General features: G+C 70.0%; 1 protein-coding gene (running past one end of the window). It reads left to right on the top strand.

Translation table 11 applies throughout. The annotated features are described in order from the left end of the window. The first annotated feature begins 146 nt into the window (after nt 1-146). Nucleotides 147-26,057: the 5' portion of a non-ribosomal peptide synthase/polyketide synthase gene (locus tag ACFWUR_RS04315; RefSeq protein ID WP_378901698.1), read on the top strand. 18,534 nt of this gene lie beyond the right edge of the window; the window shows 25,911 of its 44,445 coding nt (coding positions 1-25,911); the start codon lies at nt 147-149; its stop codon lies beyond the right edge, outside the window.

Genomic DNA, 26,057 nt, shown 5'->3' with positions numbered 1-26,057 from the left:
ACAGATAGTGCCAATGGACGTTTTTTGCCTGATTGATTCGAGAACTGAACCCGAGACGCGGGCGCCACGCTGGTAGTTAGGTGGGCGCTCGCGTTCCGGTGTCGTCGGGGAGCGCCTGACAGGGTGTTCCGGAAGCGAGGTTTGGGTTGGACCGGCTGGATTTCGGCGGAAACGGCGAAACTGGTGACGGACGTGGAGGCTCCTCGGAGTACTTCCCGCTCTCGCCCGCACAGCTGGGTATCTGGTACGCGCAGCACGTCGACCCACAGGTGCCGATCAACATCGCCCAGTACGTCGACCTGCGCGGACGCCTCGATGTCGCCGTGCTCGAGCGCGCGAGCGCCGACGCGGCCACCGACCTCGAATCGGGCTGGTTGCGCATCGTCGAGGTCGACGGTGAGCCGATGCAGACCGTCGATCCCACCCAGGACGCGACGCTGATCTATGTCGACCTACGTGGCGAGGCCGACCCCGAAGCGGCGGCCGCCGCCTGGATGCGCGCCGAGTACAGCCGCCCGCTCGATATCGTGCGTGACCGCCTGGTTCAGGCCGCCGCACTGCAGCTCAGCGACGACCGCTGGTACTGGTATGCCCGCGTCCACCACATCGTGCTCGACGGTTTCGGCGCCAACAACTTCGTCAACCGCACGGCACAGCTCTATACCGCCGAGGTCACCGGCACCCCGGCCCCGCCGAACAAAGCCACCGATCTGCGCGCGCTCTACGAGTCCGAGCTCGTTTACCGCGACAGCACCCGTTTCCAGTCCGACAAGGAGCACTGGGCCCAGCGCGTCGCGGGCCTGGAAGAGGGCAGCAGCCTCACCGGTCGCTCGGCCCCGCCCTCGCCGGTCAACGACGTCACCAGCGCGGCGCTGAGCGCGTCCCAGGACGAGCTGCTCACCGCGGCGATCGCCCGCCACGACAGCACCGCCGCACCGTTGCTGATCGCCGGTTTCGCCGCCTACCTGGCCCAGATCACCGGCACCGAGGACGTCATACTCAGCCTTCCGGTCACCGCCCGCACCACCGCGGTGATGCGTCGCTCCGGCGGCGCGACGTCGAACATCGTGCCGCTGCGCCTGCGTGTTGGCCACGACACCACCGTCGCGCAGCTGCTGCGTTCGGTGACCACCGAGGTCTCCGGCGCCCTGCGCCACCAGCGCTACCGCCACGAGGACATCCGCCGCGACTCGGCGGGCGATGGCATGGTCTCCACGGAGTTCTTCGGCCCGTGGGTCAACATCATGCTCTTCGACAACCACCTGAGCTTCGGTGACATGGAGGGCACGCTCAACGTGCTGTCCACCGGCAGCATCGAGGACCTGGGCGTCAACTTCTATCAGTCCCACGGTGGCACCCGCTCCCACATCGACTTCGAGACCAACCCGAACCTGTACTCCGCGGCCGAGGCGCAGACCCATCACAGCCGGTTCCTCGAGTTCTTCGACCGGTTCCTGGCCGCCGACGCCGAGTTGCCGGTGTGGAACCTGCCGGTTACCGGCGCCGCCGAGCTGGAACGCTCGCTGACCGAGTGGAACGACGCGGCACACGAGGTCCCCGCGACCACGCTGCCCACGCTGCTCGACGCGCAGATCGCGCTGACCCCGGACAACATCGCCCTGGATTTCGAGGGTGAGACCCTCACCTACGCCGAATTCGGTGCGAAGGTGAACCGCCTCGCCCGCTTCCTGATCGCCGACGGCGTCGGCCCGGAATCCCTGGTCGCGCTCGGTATGCGCCGCTCGCTCGATCTCGTCATCGGCATGCACGCGGTGCTCAGGGCCGGTGGCGCCTACGTGCCGATCGACCCTGATCATCCGGCCGACCGCACCGCCTACATCCTCGAGTCCGCGGCACCGGTCTGCGTCCTGACGACCGTCGGCGACGACCTCGATCTGCCCGAGACCGTCGCCCGCGTCGAGATCGATCGACTCGACACCACCGGTTTCGACGCCACCCCTGTGACCGATGCCGACCGGCTCGCCCCGCTGCGCCCGGACAACACGGCGTATGTCATCTACACCTCCGGTTCGACCGGTCGACCCAAGGGCGTCGCGGTCACCCATCACGCGATCGTCAACCAAGAGCTGTGGATGCTCGACGAGTACCGGTTGACCGCAGATGACATCTACCTGCAGAAGACCGCCACCACCTTCGACGTGTCGCTGTGGGGCTACTTCCTGCCGCTGATGGTCGGTGCGAAGCTGGTCGTCGCGAGTCCCGACGGTCACCGCGACCCGCTGTATGTCGCGGACATGATCGCGCGCCACGGCGTCACCGTGACGGACTTCGTGCCCTCGATGCTCACGGTGTTCGTCTCCCACGCGACGCAAGCTCAATGTGCCTCGCTGCGTGCGGTTTTCGTCATCGGTGAGGCATTGCCTCCCGAGACCGCCGCAGGTCTGCGCGCGATCTCCGACGCGGGCCTGCACAACCTCTACGGCCCCACCGAGGCCGCGGTCTCGGTCACCTACTGGGAGGCCACCGAAGCCGACACCACGCAGGTGCCGATCGGTATCCCCGAGTGGAATGTCGAAGTCTACGTACTGGATTCGCGCCTGCGCCCGGCCGCGATCGGTGCGCCCGGTGAGCTGTATCTGGCCGGTCGACAGCTGGCCCGTTGCTACCGAGGCCGCCCCGATCTGACCTCGGACCGCTTCGTCGCCAACCCGGTCGGCGCCCCCGGCGAACGCATGTACCGCACCGGCGACCTCGTGCGCTGGAACGGCGACGGCGTCCTGGAATACATCGGCCGCACCGACTTCCAGGTCAAGTTCCGTGGTCAGCGCATCGAGCTCGGCGAGATCGAGACCGACCTGCTCGCGCACCCGACCGTCAGCCAGGCCGCGGTCCTCGTGGTCGATACCGCGACCGGCCAGCAGCTCGTCGCCTATGTCGTGCCCGCGCCGGGCCAGTCCGCCGACCCGGCGACGCTGACCCGCTTCGTCGCCGAGAAGCTGCCCGCCTACATGGTGCCCGCGTCGATCATGGTGCTCGACGCGTTCCCGCTCAACACCTCCGGCAAGCTCGATCGCAAGGCGCTGCCCGAGCCTGCCTTCACCGCTGCCGCGGGCGATTTCCGCGCGCCGCGCACCCCGGCCGAGCAGATCGTGGCCGGCATCTTCGCCGACGTGCTGAGCCAGGAACGCGTCGGCGCCGACGACAACTTCTTCGAACTCGGCGGCAACTCCCTGGTCGCCACGCAGGTCGTCGCCCGCATCGGCGCCGCCTTCGGCATCCAGTTGGGTGTGCGCGCGCTGTTCGAGACGCCGACCGTGGCCGGACTCGCCTCGCGCGCCGAATCCGCCACGCCCGCCGAGGTTTCCACGCGTCCGGCGCTCGTCGCGCAGCCGCATCCGGACCAGGTGCCGCTGTCGCTGGCCCAGCAGCGGATGTGGTTCATCAACCAGTTCGACCCCACCGCGCCCACCTACAACCTGCCCTTCGTGGTGCAGATGAAGGGCCGCGTCGACGTCGACGCGCTGATCGCCGCGCTCAATGATGTCGTGGTGCGCCAGGAATCGCTGCGCACGATCTTCCCCGACGCCGACGGCGGTTTCCAGCAGGTACTGGGCGCCGACGAATTCGACCTCGGTATCGCGGTGACCCCGATCGACCGGTCGCGGTTGCGCGAGGAACTGATCGACTTCGCCTCCACCGGCTTCGACGTCACCTTGGAACTGCCGATTCGCGTGCAGATCTTCAAGGTGGTCGGCGCGACGGCCGAGTCCAACGGCGCGGGCACGCAGGAATACGCGGTCGCCTTCGTCGTGCACCACATCGCGGCCGACGGTTTCTCCTTCGGCCCGCTGGCCCGCGACGTCGCCACCGCCTATCTCGCCCGTGCCGCGGGCGAGGCGCCGGCGTGGATGCCGCTGCCGGTCCAGTACCGCGACTACACCCTGTGGCAGCACGAACTGCTCGGCGCCGAATCCGACCCGACCTCGATGGCCGCGCGTCAGCTCGACTACTGGCAGCGCGCCCTCGAGGGGCTGCCCGACCAGCTCGACCTGCCCAGCGACCGTCCGCGCCCGCAGCAGCAGAGCTTCCGCGGCGCGCGCGTCGGTTTCGAGATCGACGCCGACACCCACGAACAGCTCGCCGCCGTGGCCCGTGCCAACGGGGTCACCCTGTTCATGGTGGTGCACGCCTCCCTCGCGGTGCTGCTCGCGCGGCTGTCGGGCACCACCGACATCGCTGTCGGCACCCCGATCGCCGGCCGCGGTGAGCAGGCACTCGACGACCTGATCGGCATGTTCGTCAACACCCTGGTGCTGCGTTCCGATGTCGACCCCACCCAGCCGTTCAGTGAATTCCTCACCAGCACACGCGAAACCGACCTGAGCGCGTTCGCCAACGCGGATGTGCCGTTCGAGCGGCTCGTCGACGTGCTCAACCCGTCGCGCTCGCAGGCGCGGCATCCGCTGTTCCAGGTGGTGCTGTCGTTCCAGGAGATGTCGCACGGCACCCTGGAGCTGCCCGGTCTCACGGTCACCGCCGACGAGGTCGAGGTCGACATGGCCAAGTTCGACCTGCAGTGGACCCTCACCGAGGAGCACTCCGGCACCGGTTCGCTGTCGGGCATGACCGGCGTGCTCACCTACGCCATCGACCTGTTCGATCAGTCGACCGTCGAGGAGTTGCTGCTGCGCTGGCGGCGCGTGCTCGACGCGATCCTGGCCGATCCGGCCGTCACCGTCGGCGCGATCGACGTGCTCGACGATGCCGAACGCACCGACCTGGTCACCCGCTTCGGCGCTCCCGCCGCGGTGGCGCGCACGTTGCCGCAGCTGATCGCCCAGGCCGCACGCGACACCGAGGCCACCGCCGTGGTGTTCGAGGGGACAGCTGTCTCCTACGGCGAACTCGATCGTCGCTCGAATCAGCTGGCGCGCTTGCTGATCCAGCAGGGCCTCGGCGCCGAGGACTTCGTCGCCGTCGCCGTGCCGCGTTCACTGGAGTCGGTGCTCGCGGTGTGGTCGGTCGCCAAGACCGGCGCCGCGTTCGTGCCCGTGGACCCGAACTATCCGGCCGACCGCATCGCCCACATGATCGCCGATGCCGGTGTGTCCGTGGGTATCACGGTCACCGGTGAAGCCGGTGAACTGCCTGGTTCGGTGAGCTGGGTGGTGGTCGACGACCTCGACCTCGACCACATCTCCGATGCGCCGCTGGCCCCGCGCGAACTGGTCCGCCAGACCGATCCCGCGCAGCCCGCGTACCTGATCTACACCTCCGGATCCACCGGTGTGCCCAAGGGCGTGGTGGTCACCCACGCCAGCGTCGCCAACTTCTGCGCCGAGCAGATCGACCTCTACTCGCTCGACTCCGACACCCGCGCACTGCATTTCGCCTCGCCCTCGTTCGACGCGTCGGTGCTGGAACTGCTCCTCGCGCTCGGTCGCGGCGGCACGCTCGTGGTCGTCCCGCCTGGCGTCTACGGCGGTGAGGAGCTGCGCGACATCCTCATCACCGAACAGGTCACCCACGCGTTCGTGACCCCCGCCGCGCTGGCCACCTTCGACGCGCGCGGCCTCGATCACCTGCGGGTGCTCGCCGCCGGTGGTGAAGCGGTTCCGCCCGAGCTGGTCGCCAAGTGGGCTGTGCGCCTGCCCGACGGTTCGCGGCGCATGCTCGGCAATGTCTACGGCCCCACCGAAACCACCATCGCGTCCAACCTCAGCGAGGGGTTGATCCCGGGGGAGCGGGTCGTCATCGGTGGCCCCATCCGCGGCGTGCACACCCTGATCCTCGACGACCGCCTTCGCCCCGTGCCGGTGGGTGTCGCGGGTGAGCTCTACATCGGTGGCGTCGGTATGGCTCGCGGTTACCACGCGCGTGCCTCGCTGACCGCCGACCGATTCGTCGCCAATCCCTACGCGCCCGGCGAGCGGATGTACCGCACCGGTGACGTGGTGCGCTGGACCGCCGACCGCAATGTGGAATACGTCGGCCGCTCCGACTTCCAGGTGAAGGTCCGCGGTTTCCGGATCGAACTGGGTGAGATCGACTCCGCGCTCGCCTCGCACGAGAGCGTCGACTTCGCTGTCAGCATCGGCCACAAGAACAAGGGCGGCAGCACGTCGCTGGTGTCCTATGTCGTCGCGGTGCCCGGTGGTTCGATCGATGTCGCCGAGCTGACCGACCACGTGGCGCAGCGTCTGCCCGCGTACATGGTGCCCTCCTCGATCATGGTCCTCGCGGCGATCCCGCTGACCGTCAACGGCAAGCTCGACCGTCGCGCGTTGCCCGCGCCGGTGTTCGAGGTGCGCGAGTTCCGCGCGCCCACCACCCCGATCGAGCAGATCGTCGCGCAGATCTTCGCCGACGTGCTCGAGCTGTCGCGGGTCGGTGTCGAGGACGACTTCTTCGAGCTGGGCGGTAACTCGCTGATCGCGACCCAGGTCGCCTCCCGCATCGGGATCGCCCTCGACACCCGTGTTCCGGTCCGGATGCTGTTCGAGGCACCCACCGTCGCGGCGCTGGCCACCCGGGTGGAGTCGCAGGCCGGTGACGGCGCCCGGAAGGCCCTCGTGGCCCGCGAACGGCCCGAGCGGGTGCCGCTGTCGCTGGCTCAGCAGCGCATGTGGTTCCTCAACCGCTTCGACACCGCGTCGGCGGTCAACAACATCCCCGTCGCGATCCGGCTCTCCGGTGACCTCGATGTGGCCGCGCTGCAGGTCGCGGTCATCGACGTCATCGACCGGCACGAGTCGCTGCGCACGGTGTTCCCCGACTCCGGCAGCGGCCCCGTGCAGGTGGTCCTGGACGCCGCGCAGATCGTGCCCGACCTCACCCCGTACCGGGTCACCGAGGACAACCTGATCGATCATCTGATCGACCTGGCGTCGATGGCGTTCGACGTGACCAGCGAAGTGCCGCTGCACGCGCGGCTTTTCGAGGTGTCGGAGTCCGAGTACGTGCTCGGCATGGTGGTGCACCACATCTCCGCCGACGGCTGGTCGATGGCGCCGCTGTCGCGCGATGTGATCATGGCGTACGCGGCCCGCACCTCCTGGGAAGCGCCGACCTGGGCCGAATTGCCGGTCCAGTACGCCGATTACGCACTCTGGCAGCGTGAGGTCCTCGGCTCCGAGGACGACCCGCAGTCGCTGATCTCCTCCGAGATCGCCTACTGGGCAAACGAACTCGCCGACCTGCCCGATGAGCTGGTGCTCCCGGCCGACCACCCGCGTCCGCCCGCCGCCTCCTACCGGGGTGGCACGTACAGCTTCGTCATCGCGAGCGAAACCCAGCGCGCCCTGGTCGAATTGGGTCGCCGCTACAACGCCTCGCTGTTCATGGTCATGCACAGCGCGCTGGCCGTGCTGCTGGCCCGTGCCAGCGGCACCAGCGACATCGCGATCGGCACCCCCGTCGCGGGCCGTGGTGACCAGGCGCTCGACGACCTGGTCGGCATGTTCGTCAACACCCTGGTGCTGCGCTCGCAGGTCGACGGCGCCACTCCGTTCGCGACCCTGCTCGATCAGGCCCGTGAGACCGACCTGCAGGCGTTCGCGCATGCCGACGTACCGTTCGAGCGGCTCGTCGAGGTCCTCAACCCGGCCCGGTCGCAGGCGCGTCACCCGCTGTTCCAGGTGATGCTGTCGTTCCAGAACAACAAGCAGGCTTCGCTGCAGCTGCCCGGCCTTTCGGTCAGCGGCATCGACTACGACGCCCAGCTGGCCAAGTTCGACCTGCAGCTCACGCTCACCGAGGTACAGGACGCCGACGGCCGCGCCGGCGGCATGGCGGCCGAGTTCTCCTACGCGCTCGACCTTTTCGAGGAATCCACGGTCGCCGCGTTCGCCCGCAGGCTCGACAACATCTTCGCCGCGATCGTCGCCGATCCCGAGGTGTTCGTCGGCGACATCGATCTGCTCGCGCCCGAGGAGCACGCGCAGGTCCTCGTCGACTGGAACGACACCGCCCACGCCGTCCCGCACGCCACCCTGGTGTCGCTGTTCGACGCACAGGTCGAGCGGACCCCGGACGCCGTCGCCCTGGTCTTCGACCAGGAAGAACTGTCCTACCGCGAGCTGCAGGAACGGGCCAACCGCATCGCCCGCCGCTTGATCGCCGACGGCATCGGCCCCGGTTCCCATGTGGCGCTGGCGATCCGGCGCTCCACCGAGCTGGTCGTCGCCATGTACGCGGTGCTGCAGGCCGGTGCCGCCTACGTGCCGCTCGACCCGGATCAGCCCGCCGACCGCATCGGCCACATCATCGAGACCGCGCAGCCGCGACTGGTGCTCACCAGCCGTCGCGACGCGTTCGAGGCCGACGGCGTCACCGTGGCCGCGGTCGAGAGCATCTGCTCGCCCGCCGATTTCAGCGGCGCACCGATCACCGACGCCGAACGCGTGCGCCCACTTCGGGCCACCAACACCGCCTACGTGATCTTCACCTCCGGCTCCACCGGCCGCCCGAAGGGTGTCGCGGTCGATCACGCCGCGATCGTCAACCGCCTGCTGTGGATGCAGCACGAGTACCCGATCGACGTCGCCGACGCGGTGCTGCAGAAGACCCCGTCCACGTTCGACGTGTCGGTGTGGGAGTTCTTCTGGCCCTTGCAGACCGGCGCCCGCCTGGTCGTCGCCAAGCCCGACGGCCACCGCGACCCGGTGTACCTGGCCCAGATCATCGCCGAACGCGGCATCACCACCGCCCACTTCGTGCCGTCGATGCTGTCGGTGTTCGTCTCGACCCTCGGCAGCAACGGCAACGGCAACGCGGTGCGCCTGCGTCAGGTGTTCGCCTCCGGTGAGGCGCTGCCCGCACCCACCGCGCAGCGCCTGCGCGAGCTCACCGGCGCGCGCCTGCACAATCTCTACGGCCCCACCGAGGCCGCGGTCGACGTCACCTATCACGAGGTCGTCGACACCGATGTGGAGTCGGTGCCGATCGGGCGTCCGGTGTGGAACACCAGGGTGTTCGTGCTGGATTCGCGGCTGCACCCGGTGGCTCCCGGTGTCGCGGGAGAGCTCTATCTCGCGGGCGACCAGCTGGCGGTCGGCTACCTCAACCGGGCCGACCTCACCGCCGACCGATTCGTCGCCAACCCGTACGGCGCGGCCGGTTCGCGGATGTACCGCACCGGCGACCTCGTCACCTGGACCGGGGTGTCCGGCGAGAACGGTCTCTCCTACGGCGAACTGAACTACCTGGGCCGCACCGACTTCCAGGTGAAGCTGCGCGGTCTGCGCATCGAACTCGGCGAGATCGAGGCGACCCTGCTCGGTCAGCCCGGTGTCGCGCAGTCGGTCGTCGTCGTGCGCTCCGACGCGCACGCCGGTGACCAGCTGGTCGGTTACGTGGTGCCCGAAGCCGAGACGACCGTCGACGTGGCCGCGGTGAAGGCAGGCCTCACCGCCGAACTGCCCACCTACATGGTGCCCTCGGCGCTGGTCGTGCTGAATGCGTTCCCGCTCAACGCTTCCGGCAAGCTCGACCGCAAGGCATTGCCCGCGCCCGTGTTCGAGGCCAAGGTGTTCCGTGCGCCCTCGACCCCGATCGAGGAGATCGTCGCCGAGATCTTCGCCGACCTGCTCGGCGCCGAACGCGTCGGCGTGGACGACGATTTCTTCGCCCTCGGCGGCAACTCCCTGGTGGCCACCCAGGTCGCCGCACGGCTGAGCAAGGCGCTCGACGCCGAGGTCGGCGTCCGCACGCTGTTCGAAGCGCCCACCGTCGGCGCGCTGGCCGCGCGCGTGGAATCGCACGCGGGCACCGGTCTGCGCGCCGAACTCACGGCCCGCCAGCGCCCGGAGCACCCGCCGCTGTCGCTCGCGCAGCAGCGCATGTGGTTCCTGAACCGTTTCGACGTGGCCGACACCGGCACCTACAACATCCCGGTCGCGGTCCGCCTGCAGGGCCTGCTCGACCTGCCCGCCCTGCGCGGCGCGGTCGCCGACGTGATCGCCCGCCACGAAACTTTGCGCACGGTCTACCCCGTGTACGTGGCCCCCGAGTCGGGGCGCGCCACCATGGCCGACGGCACCGCGTACCAGAAGGTCCTCGCCGCCGCGGGCTCGATCCCCGACGTCGAGCTGATCGAGGCCGACGAGACCGACATGGCGACCTCGCTCTACGAGTTCGCCCGACGCGGCTTCGATGTCACCGCGAACGCGCCTGTGCGCCTTCGGGTCTACGAGCTCAGCGAGCGCGAGCACGTGTTGGTGATGGTGGTCCACCACATCGCCGCCGACGGTTTCTCGCTGCGTCCGCTGGTGCGTGACCTGATGACGGCGTATGTCGCCCGCACCGCCGGCACCGAACCCGGCTGGCCGCCGCTGGCCGTGCAGTACGTCGACTACGCGCTGTGGCAGCGCGAGATCTTGGGTGACGAGACCGATCCCACCGCACTGATCTCCGAGCAGCTCGAGCACTGGCGCGGCGCGCTCGCCGACCTGCCCGACGAACTGCGCCTCGGCCACAAGTCGCGGCCCGCGCAGGCCAGCTACCAGGCGGGCACGCACCGCTTCGAGGTGCCGGGCGAGCTCGTCGACGCACTGAACCGGGTCGCCCACGAGCACAGCACGACCCTGTTCATGGTGGTGCACAGCGCTTTCGCGGTCCTGCTCTCGCGCCTGTCGGGCACCTCCGACATCGCCATCGGCACCCCGGTCGCCGGCCGTGGTCAGCAGGCGCTCGACGATCTGGTCGGCATGTTCGTCAACACCCTGGTGTTGCGCGCCCAAGTCGACCAAGGCGCCACCTTCACCGAACTGCTCGGTCAGGTTCGCGAACACGACCTGGCTGCCTTCGCGCACGCCGATGTGCCGTTCGAGCGCCTCGTGGAGGTGCTCAACCCGGCGCGCTCGCAGTCGCGGCACCCGCTGTTCCAGGTGATGCTCTCGTTCCAGAACCTGGGCCGCACCACGCTGGAGCTGCCCGGCCTCACGGTCTCCGAGCTCGGCATCGACCAGCACATGGCCAAGTTCGACCTGCAGCTCGCGTTGAGCGAGGTACCGGCCGACGACGACAGCCACATGGACGCCGAACTCGTCTACGCGACCGACCTCTTCGACGCGGGGTTCGCCGCGACCTTCGGCGCCCGGCTGCTGCGCGTGCTCACCGCCGTCGTGGTCGACCCCGCGGCGCCTGTCGGTGACATCGAACTTCTCGACTCCGCCGAGCGCGCCCTGGTGCTCGATCGCTGGAACGACACCGAATTCGCCGTCGACGCCGCGCTGAGCACCCCGAGCGACGACGACCCGGCCACCCTCAACGCCCTGTTCGAGGCCCAGGTCGCGCGGACTCCCGACGCGACCGCGCTCACGTTCGAGGGGACGAGTCTGTCCTACGCCGAGTTCGCCGAGCGGGTGCGTCAGCTGGCGCGCTGGCTCAAGGACGCCGGGGTCGGCCCGGAATCGTATGTGGCACTGGGCATGCGGCGCTCGATCGACCTGCTGGTCGGCATGTACGCCGTGTCCGCCGCCGGTGGTGCGTACGTGCCGCTGGATCCCGACCACCCGGCCGAGCGCATCGAGCACATCCTCGAGACCGCGCAACCGGTCTGCGTGCTCACCTCCGGCGAAAGCCTGCCCGCGGCCGCCGGTCGCGAGGTGCGCATCGACCAGCTCGACCTGTCCGGCCACTCCACCGCGCCGGTCACCGATGCCGATCGTCACCGCCCGCTGCGCTCGGACAACACCGCCTACGTCATCTTCACCTCCGGCTCCACCGGGCGTCCCAAGGGTGTCGCGGTCAGCCACGCGGCGATCGTCAACCGCCTGGTGTGGATGCACGCCGCCTACGGCCTCGCCGCCGACGACGTGGTGCTGCAGAAGACCCCCGCCACCTTCGACGTGTCGGTGTGGGAGTTCTTCTGGCCCTTGCAGGTCGGTGCGCGACTGGTCGTCGCCAAGCCGGACGGGCATCGCGACCCGGCCTACCTGGCGCGGCTGATCGTGGCCGAGCAGGTCACCACGGTGCACTTCGTGCCGTCGATGATGGCCGTGTTCGTCACCGAACCGCTGGCCGCCGAGTGCGTCTCGCTGCGCAATGTGTTCGCCTCCGGCGAGGGCCTGCCCGCGCCGACCGCACAGCGTCTGCGCGAATTGACCGGCGCCGCGCTGCACAACCTCTACGGCCCCACCGAAGCCGCGGTCGACGTGACCTATCACGAGGTCACCGATGCCGACACCGAGACGGTGCCGATCGGCGCGCCGGTGTTCAACACCCGTCTGTACGTGCTGGATTCGCGTCTGCGCCCCGTCCCGGTCGGTGTCGCGGGTGAGCTCTATCTCGCGGGTGTGCAGCTGGCCCACGGCTATGTCGGCCGCGCCGACCTGACGATGGACCGCTTCGTCGCCGACCCGTTCGCGGGCGGCGAGCGCATGTACCGCACCGGTGACCTGGTCACCTGGACCGAACAGGGCGAGCTGGAATACCTGGGCCGCACCGACTTCCAGGTGAAGCTGCGTGGTCTGCGCATCGAGCTCGGCGAGATCGAGTCCGCGCTCACCGCGCTGCCCGAGATCGCCCAGTCGGTGGTCGTGGTCCGCTCCGACGAGCACACCGGCGATCAGCTGGTCGCCTACGTCATCCCGCAGGCCGACGCCACCATCGACACCGACGCGGTCAAGAACGACCTCGGCGCCGCGCTGCCCGCCTACATGGTGCCCGCCGCGTACGTGGTGCTCAACGCGTTCCCGCTCAACGCCTCCGGCAAGCTCGATCGCAAGGCGCTGCCCGCGCCGGTCTTCGCCGCGCGGACCTTCCAGGCCCCGGTCACGCCGGTGCAGCAGATCGTCGCCGCCACCTTCGCCGAGGTGCTCGGCGCCGGCCAGGTCGGCCTCGACGACGACTTCTTCGAACTCGGCGGCAACTCGCTGATCGCCACCCGGGTCGCGGCGCGCCTGTCCGAGGCGCTCGACACCCAGGTGCCGCTGCGCGCGCTGTTCGAGGCCTCGACCGTCGCCGCGCTGGCAACGCGCGTCGAAACGCACACCGGCCGGGGCGGACGCATCCCGCTGGCCCCGCGCCCGCGTCCCGAACTGGTGCCGCTGTCGCAGGCCCAGCAGCGGATGTGGTTCCTCAACCGCTTCGACAACCGCACCGCGGTCAACAACATCCCCGTCGCGATCCGGCTCACCGGCGACCTCGACGTCGTCGCGCTCGAGGCGGCGATCGCCGACGTGGTGGCCAGGCACGAATCCCTGCGCACCTTCTACCCGGCGTTCGACGGTGTCGTCGGTGAGCGCAGGCGCCCCGGATCCGCGGCGCCGTCCCACGACTCCGCCGTCGTGGCCGAAGGCGCGGGCTACCAGCAGATCCTGCCCGCCGACGAGGTCCGTTTCGCGCTGCCCGCTGTGCCGGTCGCCGCGAGCGATGTGGTCGCGCGCGTCATCGAACTGGCGAGCGTGCACTTCGACGTCACCCGCGAGGTTCCCTTCCGCGCGAGCCTTCTGCGCGTCGACGACCGAAGCCACGTGGCCGTGCTGGTCATGCACCACATCAGTGGTGACGGCTTCTCGCTGCGTCCGCTGCTGCGCGATGTCGTGATCGCCTACAGCGAGCGCACCCGCGGCGAGATCCCCGCCTGGGCGCCGCTCGAGGTCCAGTACGCCGACTACACGCTGTGGCAGCGCGAGGTCCTCGGCGAGGAGTCCGATCCCGACTCGATCGCCGCGAGCCAGCTCGCCTACTGGACCGAGCAACTGCGTGACCTGCCGGATCAGCTCGAACTGCCCGCCGACCGGCCTCGGCCCGAGATCGCCACCAATGCCGGTGACCTGCACCGCTTCTCGGTCGACGCGCGCCTGCACCAGGCGCTCACCGAGATCGCCCGCGCCCGCGGGGTCACCCTGTTCATGGTGATGCACGCGGCGCTGGCCACCTGGGCCGCGCGCCTGTCCAACAGCACCGACATCGCCATCGGCACTCCCATCGCCGGTCGTGGCGAGCGCACGCTCGACGACCTGGTCGGCATGTTCGTCAACACCCTGGTGCTGCGCAGCGAGGTCGACTCCAGCGCGAGCTTCAGCGACCTGCTCGATCAGATCCGCAAGGTCGACCTGTCCGCCTTCGCCAACGCCGATGTGCCGTTCGAGCGCCTCGTCGACGTGCTCAGCCCCACGCGTTCGCAGGCGCACCACCCGCTGTTCCAGGTGGCGCTGACCTTCGAAGCGGCCACGGCCGCCGACACCGGCACCGTCGCCCTGCCCGGTCTCGACCTCGATGTCGTCGATTTCGACCCGGGCACAGCGAAATTCGACGTGCAGCTGACCGTGGGCGAAGCCGCCGACGGCTCCCTGGCGCTGTCGTGGAACTACGCCACCGATCTGTTCGACGCCGAGACCGTCGTCGCCTTCGGTGACCGCTTGGTGCGCATCCTGCGCAGCGTCGCCGAGAACCCCGATGTGATCGTCGGCGACATCGACCTGCTCGGCGAGGCCGAACAGCGCGACGTCGCCCAGCGCTGGGTGTCCTCGGGCGTCGACGCCATCGGCCTGCCGGTCATCCACGACGCCAGTACCCCCGCCGGCTACCGGCGCGGCCTGTTCGGCAACAAGCACACGACCCTGGTCGACCTGTTCGACGCCGCGGCCGCCGCCTACCCCGACCGCATCGCCGCCAAGTTCGGCGTCGAATCGCTGACCTATGCCGAACTCGACCGGCGCGCGAACGTGTTGGCGCGCAGGCTGATCGACGACGGCGCGGGCCCGGAATCGCTGGTCGCGGTGATCCTGCCGCGCTCGCTCGACCTCGTCGTCGCGCTGCTCGCCGTGGTCAAGACCGGTGCGGGTTACGTGCCGGTCGACCCGACCTACCCGGCCGAGCGCATCGCCTACGTGCTCGAGGATTCGCGACCCACCAGCGTCGTCCTCGATTCCACCGTCCAGGTGACGGTGCCCGAGCACCTGCCCTCGGTGGTGCTCGACGGTTTCGCCGTGGAGACCGGCAATATCGAAGACGCCGACGATGCCACGATCACCGACGCCGACCGGCTGGCTCCGCTCTCGCCGGACAATGTCGCCTACGTCATCTACACCTCCGGCTCCACCGGCCGACCCAAGGGCGTCGCGGTCGCGCACCGCAATGTGGTGCGCCTGTTCGCCAATACCGATCGCGACTTCGGTTTCGGCCCGCGCGATGTGTGGACGCTGTTCCACTCCTACGCCTTCGACTTCTCGGTGTGGGAACTGTGGGGCCCGCTGCTGTTCGGCGGCTCGCTGATCGTCGTCGACTACTACACCTCGCGTTCGCCCGAACAGTTCCTCGAACTGCTGCGCGTGGAGCAGGTGACGGTGCTCAACCAGACGCCGTCGGCGTTCTACCAGTTGGCCGAGGCCGACCGCAACGCCGGACCGAACCTGGAACCCCTCGCGCTGCGCTACGTCGTCTTCGGCGGCGAGGCGCTGGAACTGCGCCGCCTCTCGGATTGGGTCGCCCGCCACGGTGACAGCTCGCCGACGCTGGTCAACATGTACGGCATCACCGAGACCACGGTGCACGTGTCGTTCCGTGCGCTCGACGCGAAAACCATTGCCGCCGCTGCCGGTTCGGTCGTGGGCCGGGCCATCGCGGGTCTGGGCGTGTACGTCCTGGACGACCGGTTGCGTCCGGTGCCGGTGGGTGTCGCGGGCGAAATGTACGTCGCCGGTCCGCAGTTGGCGCGCGGCTACCTGGGTCGCCCCGATCTGACCGCCACCCGCTTCGTCGCCAACCCGCTGGCGGGTCCGAACCAGGGCGGCTCACGCCTGTACCGCTCCGGCGACCTCGCGCGCTGGAACCGCTTCGGCGAGCTCGAATACCTCGGCCGCGCCGACGACCAGGTGAAGGTGCGCGGATTCCGGATCGAACTCGGTGAGATCGAGGCCGCCGTGCTCGCGCAGCCGGGCATCGCCCAGGCCGCGGTCATCGTGCGCGAGGATCAGCCGGGCGACCAGCGGATCGTCGCCTATGTGGTGGCCGAGGGCGACCTCGAACCCGACCTCGAGACCATCCGCAGCGGTGCGGCCGAACAGCTGCCCGCCTACATGGTTCCGGCGGCCCTCGTGCGCCTCGAGTGGATCCCGCTGACCGTCAACGGCAAGCTGGACCGCCGCGCGCTGCCTGCCCCCGCGGTGCAGTCGCGGGCCTTCCGCGCGCCGGTCACACCGGTGCAGGAAGCCGTCGCCGCGGTCTTCGCCGATGTGCTCGGCCTCGACCGGGTCGGCGTCGACGACGACTTCTTCGATCTCGGCGGCAACTCGCTGATCGCGACCCGCGTCGTCGCCCGCATCGGCGCGGCGCTCGGCGCGACGGTGCCGGTCCGTGCGCTGTTCGAGGCCTCCACCGTGGAAGCCCTCGCGGCACGGGTGGAATCGCACACCGGCGGCACCGCCCGCGCGGCGCTGGTCGCCCGCGAGCGCGCCGACGGCGAGCTGGTTCCGCTGTCGTTCGCGCAGCAGCGCATGTGGTTCCTCAACAAGTACGACACCACCTCGGCCGCCTACAACCTGCCCGTCGCGATCCGCCTCACCGGCGAGCTCGACGTCGAGGCGTTGTCGCTGGCGTTGGCCGACCTGGTCCGCAGGCACGAGTCGCTGCGCACCCGCTACCCCGAGCACGGTGGTACCCCGGTGCAGCAGATCGTCGCCGCGGAACGCATGTCGCTGGATCTGCGTCCGGTCGCGATCGCGCAGGACGAACTGTTCGAGACCGTCACCGAATTCGTCTCCACCGGTTTCGATGTGGCCGAAGAGGTTCCGATGCGGGCGCGGCTGTTCGCGGTGAGCGGAGCCGACGAGCACGTGCTGGTCGTGGTGGTCCACCACATCGCCGCCGACGGTTTCTCCATCGCGCCGCTGACCCGCGACGTGATGCGCGCCTACACCGCTCGCGCCCAGGGCACCGCGCCCGGTTGGGCACCGCTGCCGGTGCAGTACGCCGACTTCGCGATCTGGCAGCGCGCCGTGCTCGGCACCGAGGACGACGCCGACTCGCTGATGTCGAGCCAGGTCGGCTATTGGCAGCAGCAGCTCGCGGGGATCCCCGACGAGCTCACCCTGCCGTTCGACCGGGCCCGCCCGGCGATCGCCTCGCACCACGGCGCCACCGTGCACCGTGAACTCTCGCCCGAGCTGATCGCCGCGCTCGACGAGGTCGCCCGCCGCCAGGGCGCGTCGCTGTTCATGGTGATGCACACCGCCCTCGCGGTGCTGCTGGCCCGGCTGTCGGGCTCCGACGACATCGCGATCGGCACCCCCATCGCGGGCCGTGGTGAGCAGGCACTCGACGACCTGGTCGGCATGTTCGTCAACACCCTGGTGCTGCGCACCGGCGTGCGCCCGGCCGAGTCCTTCACCGATCTGCTGGAACAAGCACGCACCACCGACCTCGACGCCTTCGGCAATGCCGACGTGCCGTTCGAGCGCCTGGTCGAACTGCTCGCCCCGGAGCGCTCACAGTCGCGCAACCCGCTGTTCCAGGTGATGCTGGCCTTCCAGAACCTGGACCGCACCACCCTCGAACTGCCCGGCCTCGCGGTCTCCGCGCTCGACCTCGACGAGAGCGTGGCCCGCTTCGACCTGCAGTTCACGCTCTCCGAGCTGGGCGAACCCGGCCACGGCGGGATGGCGCTGGCACTGAACTACGCCACCGAACTGTTCGACGAAAACACCGTCGCCGGCATCGCGGTGCGCTGGCAGCGCGTGCTAGAGGCGATCGCCGCCGATGCGGCGATCACGGTCGGCGCGATCGACGTCCTCGACGCCGCCGAGCGGTCCGATCTGGTGTTGCGTGTCGGCGAACCGCCGGTGCCCGCACGCACTCTGCGCAGCCTCCTCGCCGACGCCGTCGCCCAGAACCCGACCGGCCCCGCCGTCGTGTTCCAGGGGACGAGCGTGTCCTACGCCGAGCTCGACGAGCGCTCGAACCGGTTGGCGCGCTTGCTCATCGCCGAGGGCATCGGTGCCGAGGACCTCGTCGCCGTCGCGGTCCCGCGCTCGGCGGACTCGGTGCTGGCTGCCTGGGCGGTCGCCAAGGCCGGTGCCGCGTTCGTGCCGGTCGACCCGACCTACCCGGCCGACCGCATCGCCCACATGGTCACCGACTCCGGTTCGCCGTTCGGCCTCACCGTGTCGTCGGTGCGCGACGGACTTCCCGAGATCGCGGCGAGACCGGCCGACGCGGCTGCCGACCGGGTCGTCGACCCCGCCGAGTCGTCGGCGGGCGCGGCGCGCTGGCTGGTGCTCGACGAGCTGGACCTGGCCGCCGTCGACGCGGGCCCGATCGCGGATTCCGAGCTGGTCCGGGCAACCACGCCCGAGCAGCCCGCCTACGTCATCTACACCTCCGGCTCCACCGGTGTGCCCAAGGGCGTCGTCGTCACCCACGCCGGTCTGGCCAACTTCGGTGAGGAGCAGGCCGAGCGCTACGCCCTCGATTCCGAGACGCGCGCACTGCATTTCGCCTCGCCCTCGTTCGACGCCTCGATCCTCGAACTGCTGCTGGCCCTGGCCCGCGGCGGCACGCTGGTCGTGGTCCCGCCGGGCGTCTACGGCGGCGACGAGCTGTCCGAGCTCATCCGCACCGAGCGGGTCACCCACGCCTTCATCACGCCGGCCGCCCTGGCGACCTTCGACCCCAGCGGCCTCGACTCGCTGCGCGTACTGGTCGCCGGTGGCGAGGCGGTGCCCGCCGATCTGGTGAGCAAGTGGGCGGTCCCGTTGGCGGACGGCACAACCCGTGCCTTCCACAACGGTTACGGCCCCACCGAGACCACGATCATGACCAACATCAGCGCCGCGCTGGCTCCGGGCGAGCTGGTCACCATCGGTGGTCCGACTCGCGGCATGCGTTCGCTGATCCTGGACGCCCAGCTCCAGCCTGTTCCGGTGGGTGTCGCGGGTGAGCTCTACCTGTCGGGCATCCAACTGGCCCGCGGCTACCACGCCCGCGCCGGACTCACCGCCGACCGGTTCGTCGCCGACCCGTTCGTGCCAGGGGAGCGGATGTACCGCACCGGCGACGTCGTCCGCTGGACCGCTGTGTCTGACGGCGGGGTTTCCGAGGGGCCTGCGCGGTCACGCTCCGGCCTCGCCGGGCGCCCCGCGCCCCACACCGTCGAGTACGTCGGCCGCTCCGACTTCCAGGTCAAGATCCGTGGCTTCCGCATCGAACTGGGCGAGATCGACTCCGCCCTCGCCGCGCACGAGACCGTCGATTTCGCGACCACCATCGGCCACAAGAGCGCCGCGGGCGCCGTCTCGCTGGTCGCCTATGTGGTTGCCGCACCGGGCCATTCGATCGATGTCGCCGCGCTGACCGCGCAGGTCGAGGATCGCCTGCCCGCGTACATGGTGCCCTCGTCGATCATGGTGATCGACCACGTGCCGCTGACCCCGGTCGGCAAGCTCGACCGAAAAGCGTTGCCGGAGCCGGTGTTCGCCACCGAGGTCACCTTCCGGGCCGCGCGCGACCCGATCGAGCAGACCATCGCCGAGGTCTTCGCCGAGGTGCTCGGCGTGGAGCGCGTCGGCGTGGACGATTCGTTCTTCGCCCTCGGCGGCGACTCGATCGTCTCCATTCAGCTCGTCTCCCGCGCCAAGGCGCGCGGCGTGCTGTTCTCCCCGCGCAACGTCTTCGAACAGCGCACCGTGGCAGGGCTGGCCGCGGTCGCCGAAACCGCCGATGTCGCCGCGGCGTCGGCGATCACCCTCGCCGAGCTGCCCGGTGGCGGCGTCGGCGAGATGCCGCTGACCCCGGTCGTGCGGTTCATGGCGGAACGCCCCGGCTCGTTCAACCGGTTCAACCAGACCATGGCCCTGGAACTGCCGGTCGGCATCGACCGCGCGGGCATCGCCGCCACCGTCGGCGCGGTCATCGACCGCCACGACATGCTGCGCTCGCGGCTGCACCAGGTCGACGGCCGCTGGGTCGTCACCACCGCCCCCGCGGGCACGGTCGAGGCGAGCTCGCTCATCGACCACACGGCTTTCGACCCGCACGTCTCGGACGCCGAACTCGTCGACATCGCCGCCGCCGCGCTCGACGCCGCGCTCGACCGCCTCGACCCGGCCAACGGCGTCGTCGTGCGATTCGTCTGGCTCGAGCCCGACACCAGCGTCGGCAGTACCGCGCACGCGGAGACCGCTGACATGGCCGAAGGCGGTTCGTCGAACGCTGTGCGCGCGGGTCGACTGATCGTCGTGGCCCACCACTTGGTCGTTGACGGTGTCTCCTGGCGCATCCTCGTGCCCGACTTCGTCGCGGCATGGGGCCAGCTCTCCGCAGGCCAGCAGCCCGAACTCGTCGCCCCGGCCACTTCGATGCGGGCGTGGGCGCACGCGCTGGCCGACGAGGCGCGCACCGCCGACCGCGCCGCCGAGCTCGACTTCTGGCGCGAGGTCGTCGCCACCCCGGACCCGCTGCTCACCGAGCGGCCGATGGACCCCGCGGTCGATGTCTCCGGTGTTGTCGAGAAGCTGCCGGTCGAGGTGTCCGCCGAGGTCACCAAGGCCCTGCTCACCACCGTCCCCGCGCTGTTCCACGGCGGCGTCAACGACGGTCTGCTCACCGCGCTGGCACTGGCCGCCGCGAAATGGCGCTCGACCCGCGCCCTTTCGACCGGCACGGACGTCTCGCGCAACGGTGACAGCGCCGCATCGATCGGCCGTCGTGCGGGCGCCACGGTGCCGTCGGACAACGACGCGCTGCTGGTGCGCCTGGAAGGCCACGGCCGCGAGGAAGAGGTCGCCCCCGGCGCCGATCTTTCGCGCACCGTCGGCTGGTTCACCGCCATCTTCCCGGTCCGCCTCGACCTGGCGGGCATCGACATCGACGCCGCCCTCGCGGGTGGTCCGGCGCTGGGCCAGGCCGTCAAGGCGGTCAAGGAACAGCTGCTCTCGGTGCCCGACAAGGGCATCGGTTACGGCCTGCTGCGGTACATGAACGCCGAGACCGCCGCCGAACTGCCCACGCAGCTCCCCGGCCAGATCAGCTTCAACTACCTCGGCCGCGTCGCCGACAGCGACGTGCCCGACGCGCTGCGCGGCTTCGGCTGGATCCCCGCGGCCGAGCTGGCCGCGCTGGGCGGCGCCTACGACGCCGACATGCCCGCGATGGCGCCGCTGGACGTCAACGCGATCGTCGTCGGCGACAAGCTCAGCGCCAATATCGGCTACCCGAGCACCCTGCTCGCCGAAGCCGAGGTCCGCGAGTTCGCCGACCTGTGGATCACCGCACTGGAAGCCGTTGCCCGGCACGCCAATTCGGCCGATGCGGGCGGCCACACGCCGTCCGATTTCGCCCTCGTGCGCTCCACCCAGCGCGATATCGACAGCTGGGAGAAGCGCTACCCCGAGCTCACCCAGGTGTGGCCGCTGGCAGCGCTGCAGGCGGGCCTGTTCTTCCACGCCCGTCTCGCCGCCACCTCGGTCGACGTCTACACGGCCCAGGCTGTGCTCACGCTGACCGGTCGCGTCGACGCCACCCGTCTGCGCGCCGCCGCCCAGGCGCTGCTGGATCGCCACGAAACCCTGCGCACCGCGTTCGTCACCGACCACGACGGCAATGCCGTGCAGGTCGTCCTCGACACCACCCGCGTCGCCTGGACCGAACACAACCGCACCGAGACCGGTGAGTTCGCCGACCTCGTCGAGGCCGACCGCACCGCACGATTCGACCTGGCCGCCCCGCCGCTCATCCGCTTCTCGCTGATCCAGATCGCCGAGCACGAGTGGCGCTTCGTGGTGTCCAACCACCACATCCTGCTCGACGGGTGGTCGACGCCGCTGGTCATGCGCGACCTGCTCGCCCTCTACGCCCTGCACGGCGACGCGAGCGCGCTGCCCGCCGTCCGCTCCTACCGGCACTTCCTGGAATGGGTCGGCCGCCAGGATCACGCGGTCTCGGTCGAGGCGTGGTCGCACGCACTGCGTGGGGTCACCGAGCCGACCATGCTGGCCCGCCCCGACGCGAGCCGCGAGATTGCCGCCCTGTCCGACGAGTACTTCTTCGACCTCGACGAGCCGACCACCGCCCGCCTGGTCGCGCTGGCCGCCGACCTCGGCGTCACCGCGAACACGGTGCTGCAGGTGGCCTGGTCGATCGTGCTCGGCCGCATGACCGGTCGCGACGACGTGCTCTTCGGCACCACCGTCTCGGGTCGCCCGGCCCAGCTGTCCGGCGTGGAGTCGATGGTCGGTCTGTTCATCAACACGGTCCCGGTGCGGGTGCGGTTCGACGCCGCCGAATCGGTGCGCGAGGTGCTCACCCGCACCCAGGGCGAGCAGGCGGACCTGCTCGACCACCACTACATCGGCCTCGCCGAGATCCAGTCGGCGGCCGGCATCGGTGGCCTGTTCGACTCCCTGGTGGTCTTCGAGTCCTACCCGGTCGACGCCGAGGGCATCAAGGCCCAGGCCGCCGATATCGACGGCATGGCCGTCACCGGACTCGACGCCGCCGACGCCACCCACTACCCGCTGTCGCTGATCGCCCAGCTCGACACCCAGCTGCGCATCCGCGCCGGCTACCTGAGCGAGCTGTTCGACGCGGCCACCGTGCACCGCATCGCCGAGCGCCTGATCCGGGTGCTCACCGCGATCACCACCGAACCCACTGTCGCCGTGGGCGATATCGAGCTGCTCGACGCCGCCGAGCGCGAACTCGTCGTGCGGGAGTGGAACGCCACCGCGCACGAGGTCGACCAGCGCGCCACCCTCGTCTCGATGTTCGAGGCTCAGGTTGCCCGCACGCCGCAGGCCACCGCTGTCTCCTACGAGGGCGCAAGTCTTTCCTACGCCGAGTTCGCCCAGCGGGTCTACCGCCTGTCGCGCTGGCTGACCGACCGCGGTGTCGGCCCGGAAACCTTTGTGGCGCTGGGCATGCGCCGCTCGATCGACCTGGTCGTCGGCATGTACGCGGTGAGTGTGGCCGGCGGCGCCTACGTGCCGCTCGATCCCGATCACCCGGCCGAGCGCACCGAATACATTCTGGCGACGGCGGATCCGGTGTGCGTGCTCACCTCGGGCACCGATCTGGAGATCGATACCGCGCAGGTCCGCATCGACCTGCTCGACCTGGACGGCTACACCGACACCCGTGTCACCGATGCCGAGCGGATCGCCCCGCTGCGCCCGGCGAACACCGCGTATGTGATCTTCACGTCGGGTTCGACGGGTCGTCCGAAGGGTGTGGCGGTCAGCCACGGTGCGATCGTCAACCGTTTGGTGTGGATGCAGCAGGCTTACGGCCTCACCGAGGCCGATGTGGTGCTGCAGAAGACGCCGGCGACCTTCGACGTGTCGGTGTGGGAGTTCTTCTGGCCCTTGCAGGTCGGTGCGCGACTGGTGGTCGCCAAGCCCGACGGTCACCGCGATCCCGCCTACCTCGCCGAGATCATTCGCATCGAGGGCGTCACCGTCACGCACTTCGTGCCGTCGATGCTCGCGGTGTTCGTCGCCGATGCCGCGGCCGCGCAGTGCGAGTCGCTGCGGATGGTGTTCGCCTCCGGTGAGGCGCTGCCGCCCAAACCCGCGCACCGCTTGCGCGAGCTGACCGGCGCGGCGCTGCACAACCTGTACGGCCCCACCGAAGCCGCGGTCGACGTCACCTTCCACGAGGTCGTCGACACCGATGTGGACACGGTCCCGATCGGCGCCCCGGTCTTCAACACCCAGGTCTACGTCCTCGACGCGCGTCTGCGTCCCGTTCCGGTCGGTGTCGCGGGTGAGCTCTACCTCGCGGGTGTCCAGCTGGCGCGCGGCTACGTCGCCCGTCCCGACCTCACCGCCGATCGCTTCGTCGCCGACCCCTTCGGGACCGACGGCGAGCGCATGTACCGCACCGGTGACCTCGTCGCCTGGACCGAACAGGGCGAGCTGGAATACCTGGGCCGCACCGACTTCCAGGTGAAGCTGCGTGGCCTGCGCATCGAGCTCGGCGAGATCGAGTCGGCGCTGACCGGCCTCGACGAGGTGGCCCAATCGGTGGTCGTCGTCCGTGGCGATCAGCACACCGGCGACCAGCTCGTCGCCTACGTCATCCCGGCCACCGGCCGCACCGTCGACATCGAGGACGCCCGCGAGGAACTGGGCAGCAACCTGCCCGCCTACATGGTGCCCGCGGTGATCATCGTGCTCGACGAGTTCCCGCTCAACGCCTCCGGCAAGCTCGACCGTAAGGCGCTGCCCGCGCCGGTGTTCGAGGCCGCGGTGTTCCGCGCCCCGACCACCCCGGTCGAGGAGATCGTCGCCGCCACCTTCGCCGACGTGCTCGGCCTGGACCGGGTCGGTCTCGACGACGACTTCTTCGCACTCGGCGGCAACTCGCTGACCGCCACGCAGGTCGCCGCCCGCCTGTCGGCCGCGCTGGAAACCGACATCGGTGTGCGCGAGCTGTTCGAGGCCTCCACCGTCGCCGGGCTGGCCGCGCGGGCCGAGACGCACTCCGGTGCCGAACGCCGCGCACCGCTGGTGCCGCAGCAGCGCCCCGAGCGGGTGCCGCTGTCGCTGGCCCAGCAGCGCATGTGGTTCCTCAACCGGTTCGACCCCGAGTCGGCCGTGGACAACATCCCCGCCGCCGTCCGGCTCTCGGGCCTGCTCGACCGCCAGGCGCTGCAGGTGGCCGTGGCCGACGTACTCGCCCGCCACGAGTCGCTGCGCAGCTACTACCCCGTGTCCGACGGCGCCGCGCTCGATGGCTCCGCGTCGTCGCGTTCGGCTACCGCCACCGGGCCCGGCACGGTGGCCGCGGGCGCCGGTTACCAGGTGATCGTGCCGACCGGCAAGGTCATCCCCGACCTGGCGCCGATCGAGACCACCGCCGCCGAACTGCCGCAACGGCTTTCGGAGCTGGTGCTCACGGCGTTCGACGTCACCACCGAGGTGCCGTTCCGCGCCGCGCTGTTCGAGGTGAGTCCCACCGAACACGTGCTCGCCCTTGTCGTGCACCACATCTCGGCCGACGGTTTCTCCATGGGCCCGCTGACCCGGGACGTGATGACCGCCTACAGCGCCCGCGTCGAAGGCGCCGAACCGGCCTGGCGTCCGCTGGAAGTCCAGTACGCCGACTTCGCCCTGTGGCAGCGTGCCGTGCTCGGGGACGAGGACGACGCGAAATCGGTGATCGCCCAGCAGATCTCGTTCTGGGGTGCGAACCTGCGCGGCCTGCCCGAGCAGCTCGACCTGCCCGCCGACCGGCCGCGCCCCGCGGTCGCCAGTGGTCGCGGTGCCACCCACACCTTCGAGATCGACGCGAAAACCCATGCGGCCCTGGCAGAACTGGCCCGCACCCGGGGCGCGACGCTGTTCATGGTCGCCCACGCTGCCCTGGCCCTGCTGCTCTCGCGCCTGTCCGGTGAGAACGACATCGCCATCGGCACCCCGATCGCCGGCCGTGGCGAGCGCGCCCTCGACGACCTGATCGGCATGTTCGTCAACACCCTGGTGTTGCGCACCGAGGTCGACAGCGACGCCAGCTTCACCGACCTGCTCGGCGAGGTCCGCGCGAGCGACATCGCCGCGTTCGGCCACGCCGACCTGCCGTTCGAGCGTCTCGTCGAGATCATCAACCCGGCCCGCTCCCAGGCCCGCCACCCGCTGTTCCAGGTCATGCTGGCCTTCCAGAACACCGGCCAGACCAGCCTGGAACTGCCCGGCCTCACCGTGAGCGGGGTAGACCTGCCGATCGACGTGGCCAAGTTCGACCTGCAGGTGGTGCTCACCGAGAAGCGACCGGCGGGCCCGGAGGCGGTAGCGGAGCGTGACCACGCAGGGGCCTCGGGAGCGGATCGATTCAACACAGCCAAGCCCGGTGACGCGTCCGGCATCGTCGCCGAGCTGATCTACGCGACCGACCTGTTCGACGCGGCGACCATGGACCGCTTCGGCGACCGCTTCACTCGCCTGCTCGCCGGAATCGCGGCGACCCCGCACCGCGCTGTCGGCGATATCGCGCTGCTTGACCCGACCGAAACCGCACTGGCCGTGCACGGTTGGAACGACACCGCCCGCGAGCTGCCCGATGCGGGCACGCTGGTGGACGAGTTCGCCCGCCAGGCCCTAGCCACCCCGGACGCGGTCGCGATGGTCGATCCCGCTACCGGCGAAACCCTGACCTAC

This window comes from Nocardia sp. NPDC058633 (genome assembly GCF_042717045.1).
Classification (GTDB): Bacteria; Actinomycetota; Actinomycetes; order Mycobacteriales; family Mycobacteriaceae; genus Nocardia.
Note: the sequence above shows the minus strand (reverse complement) of the source record. Positions and strands in the feature narration are given on the sequence as shown.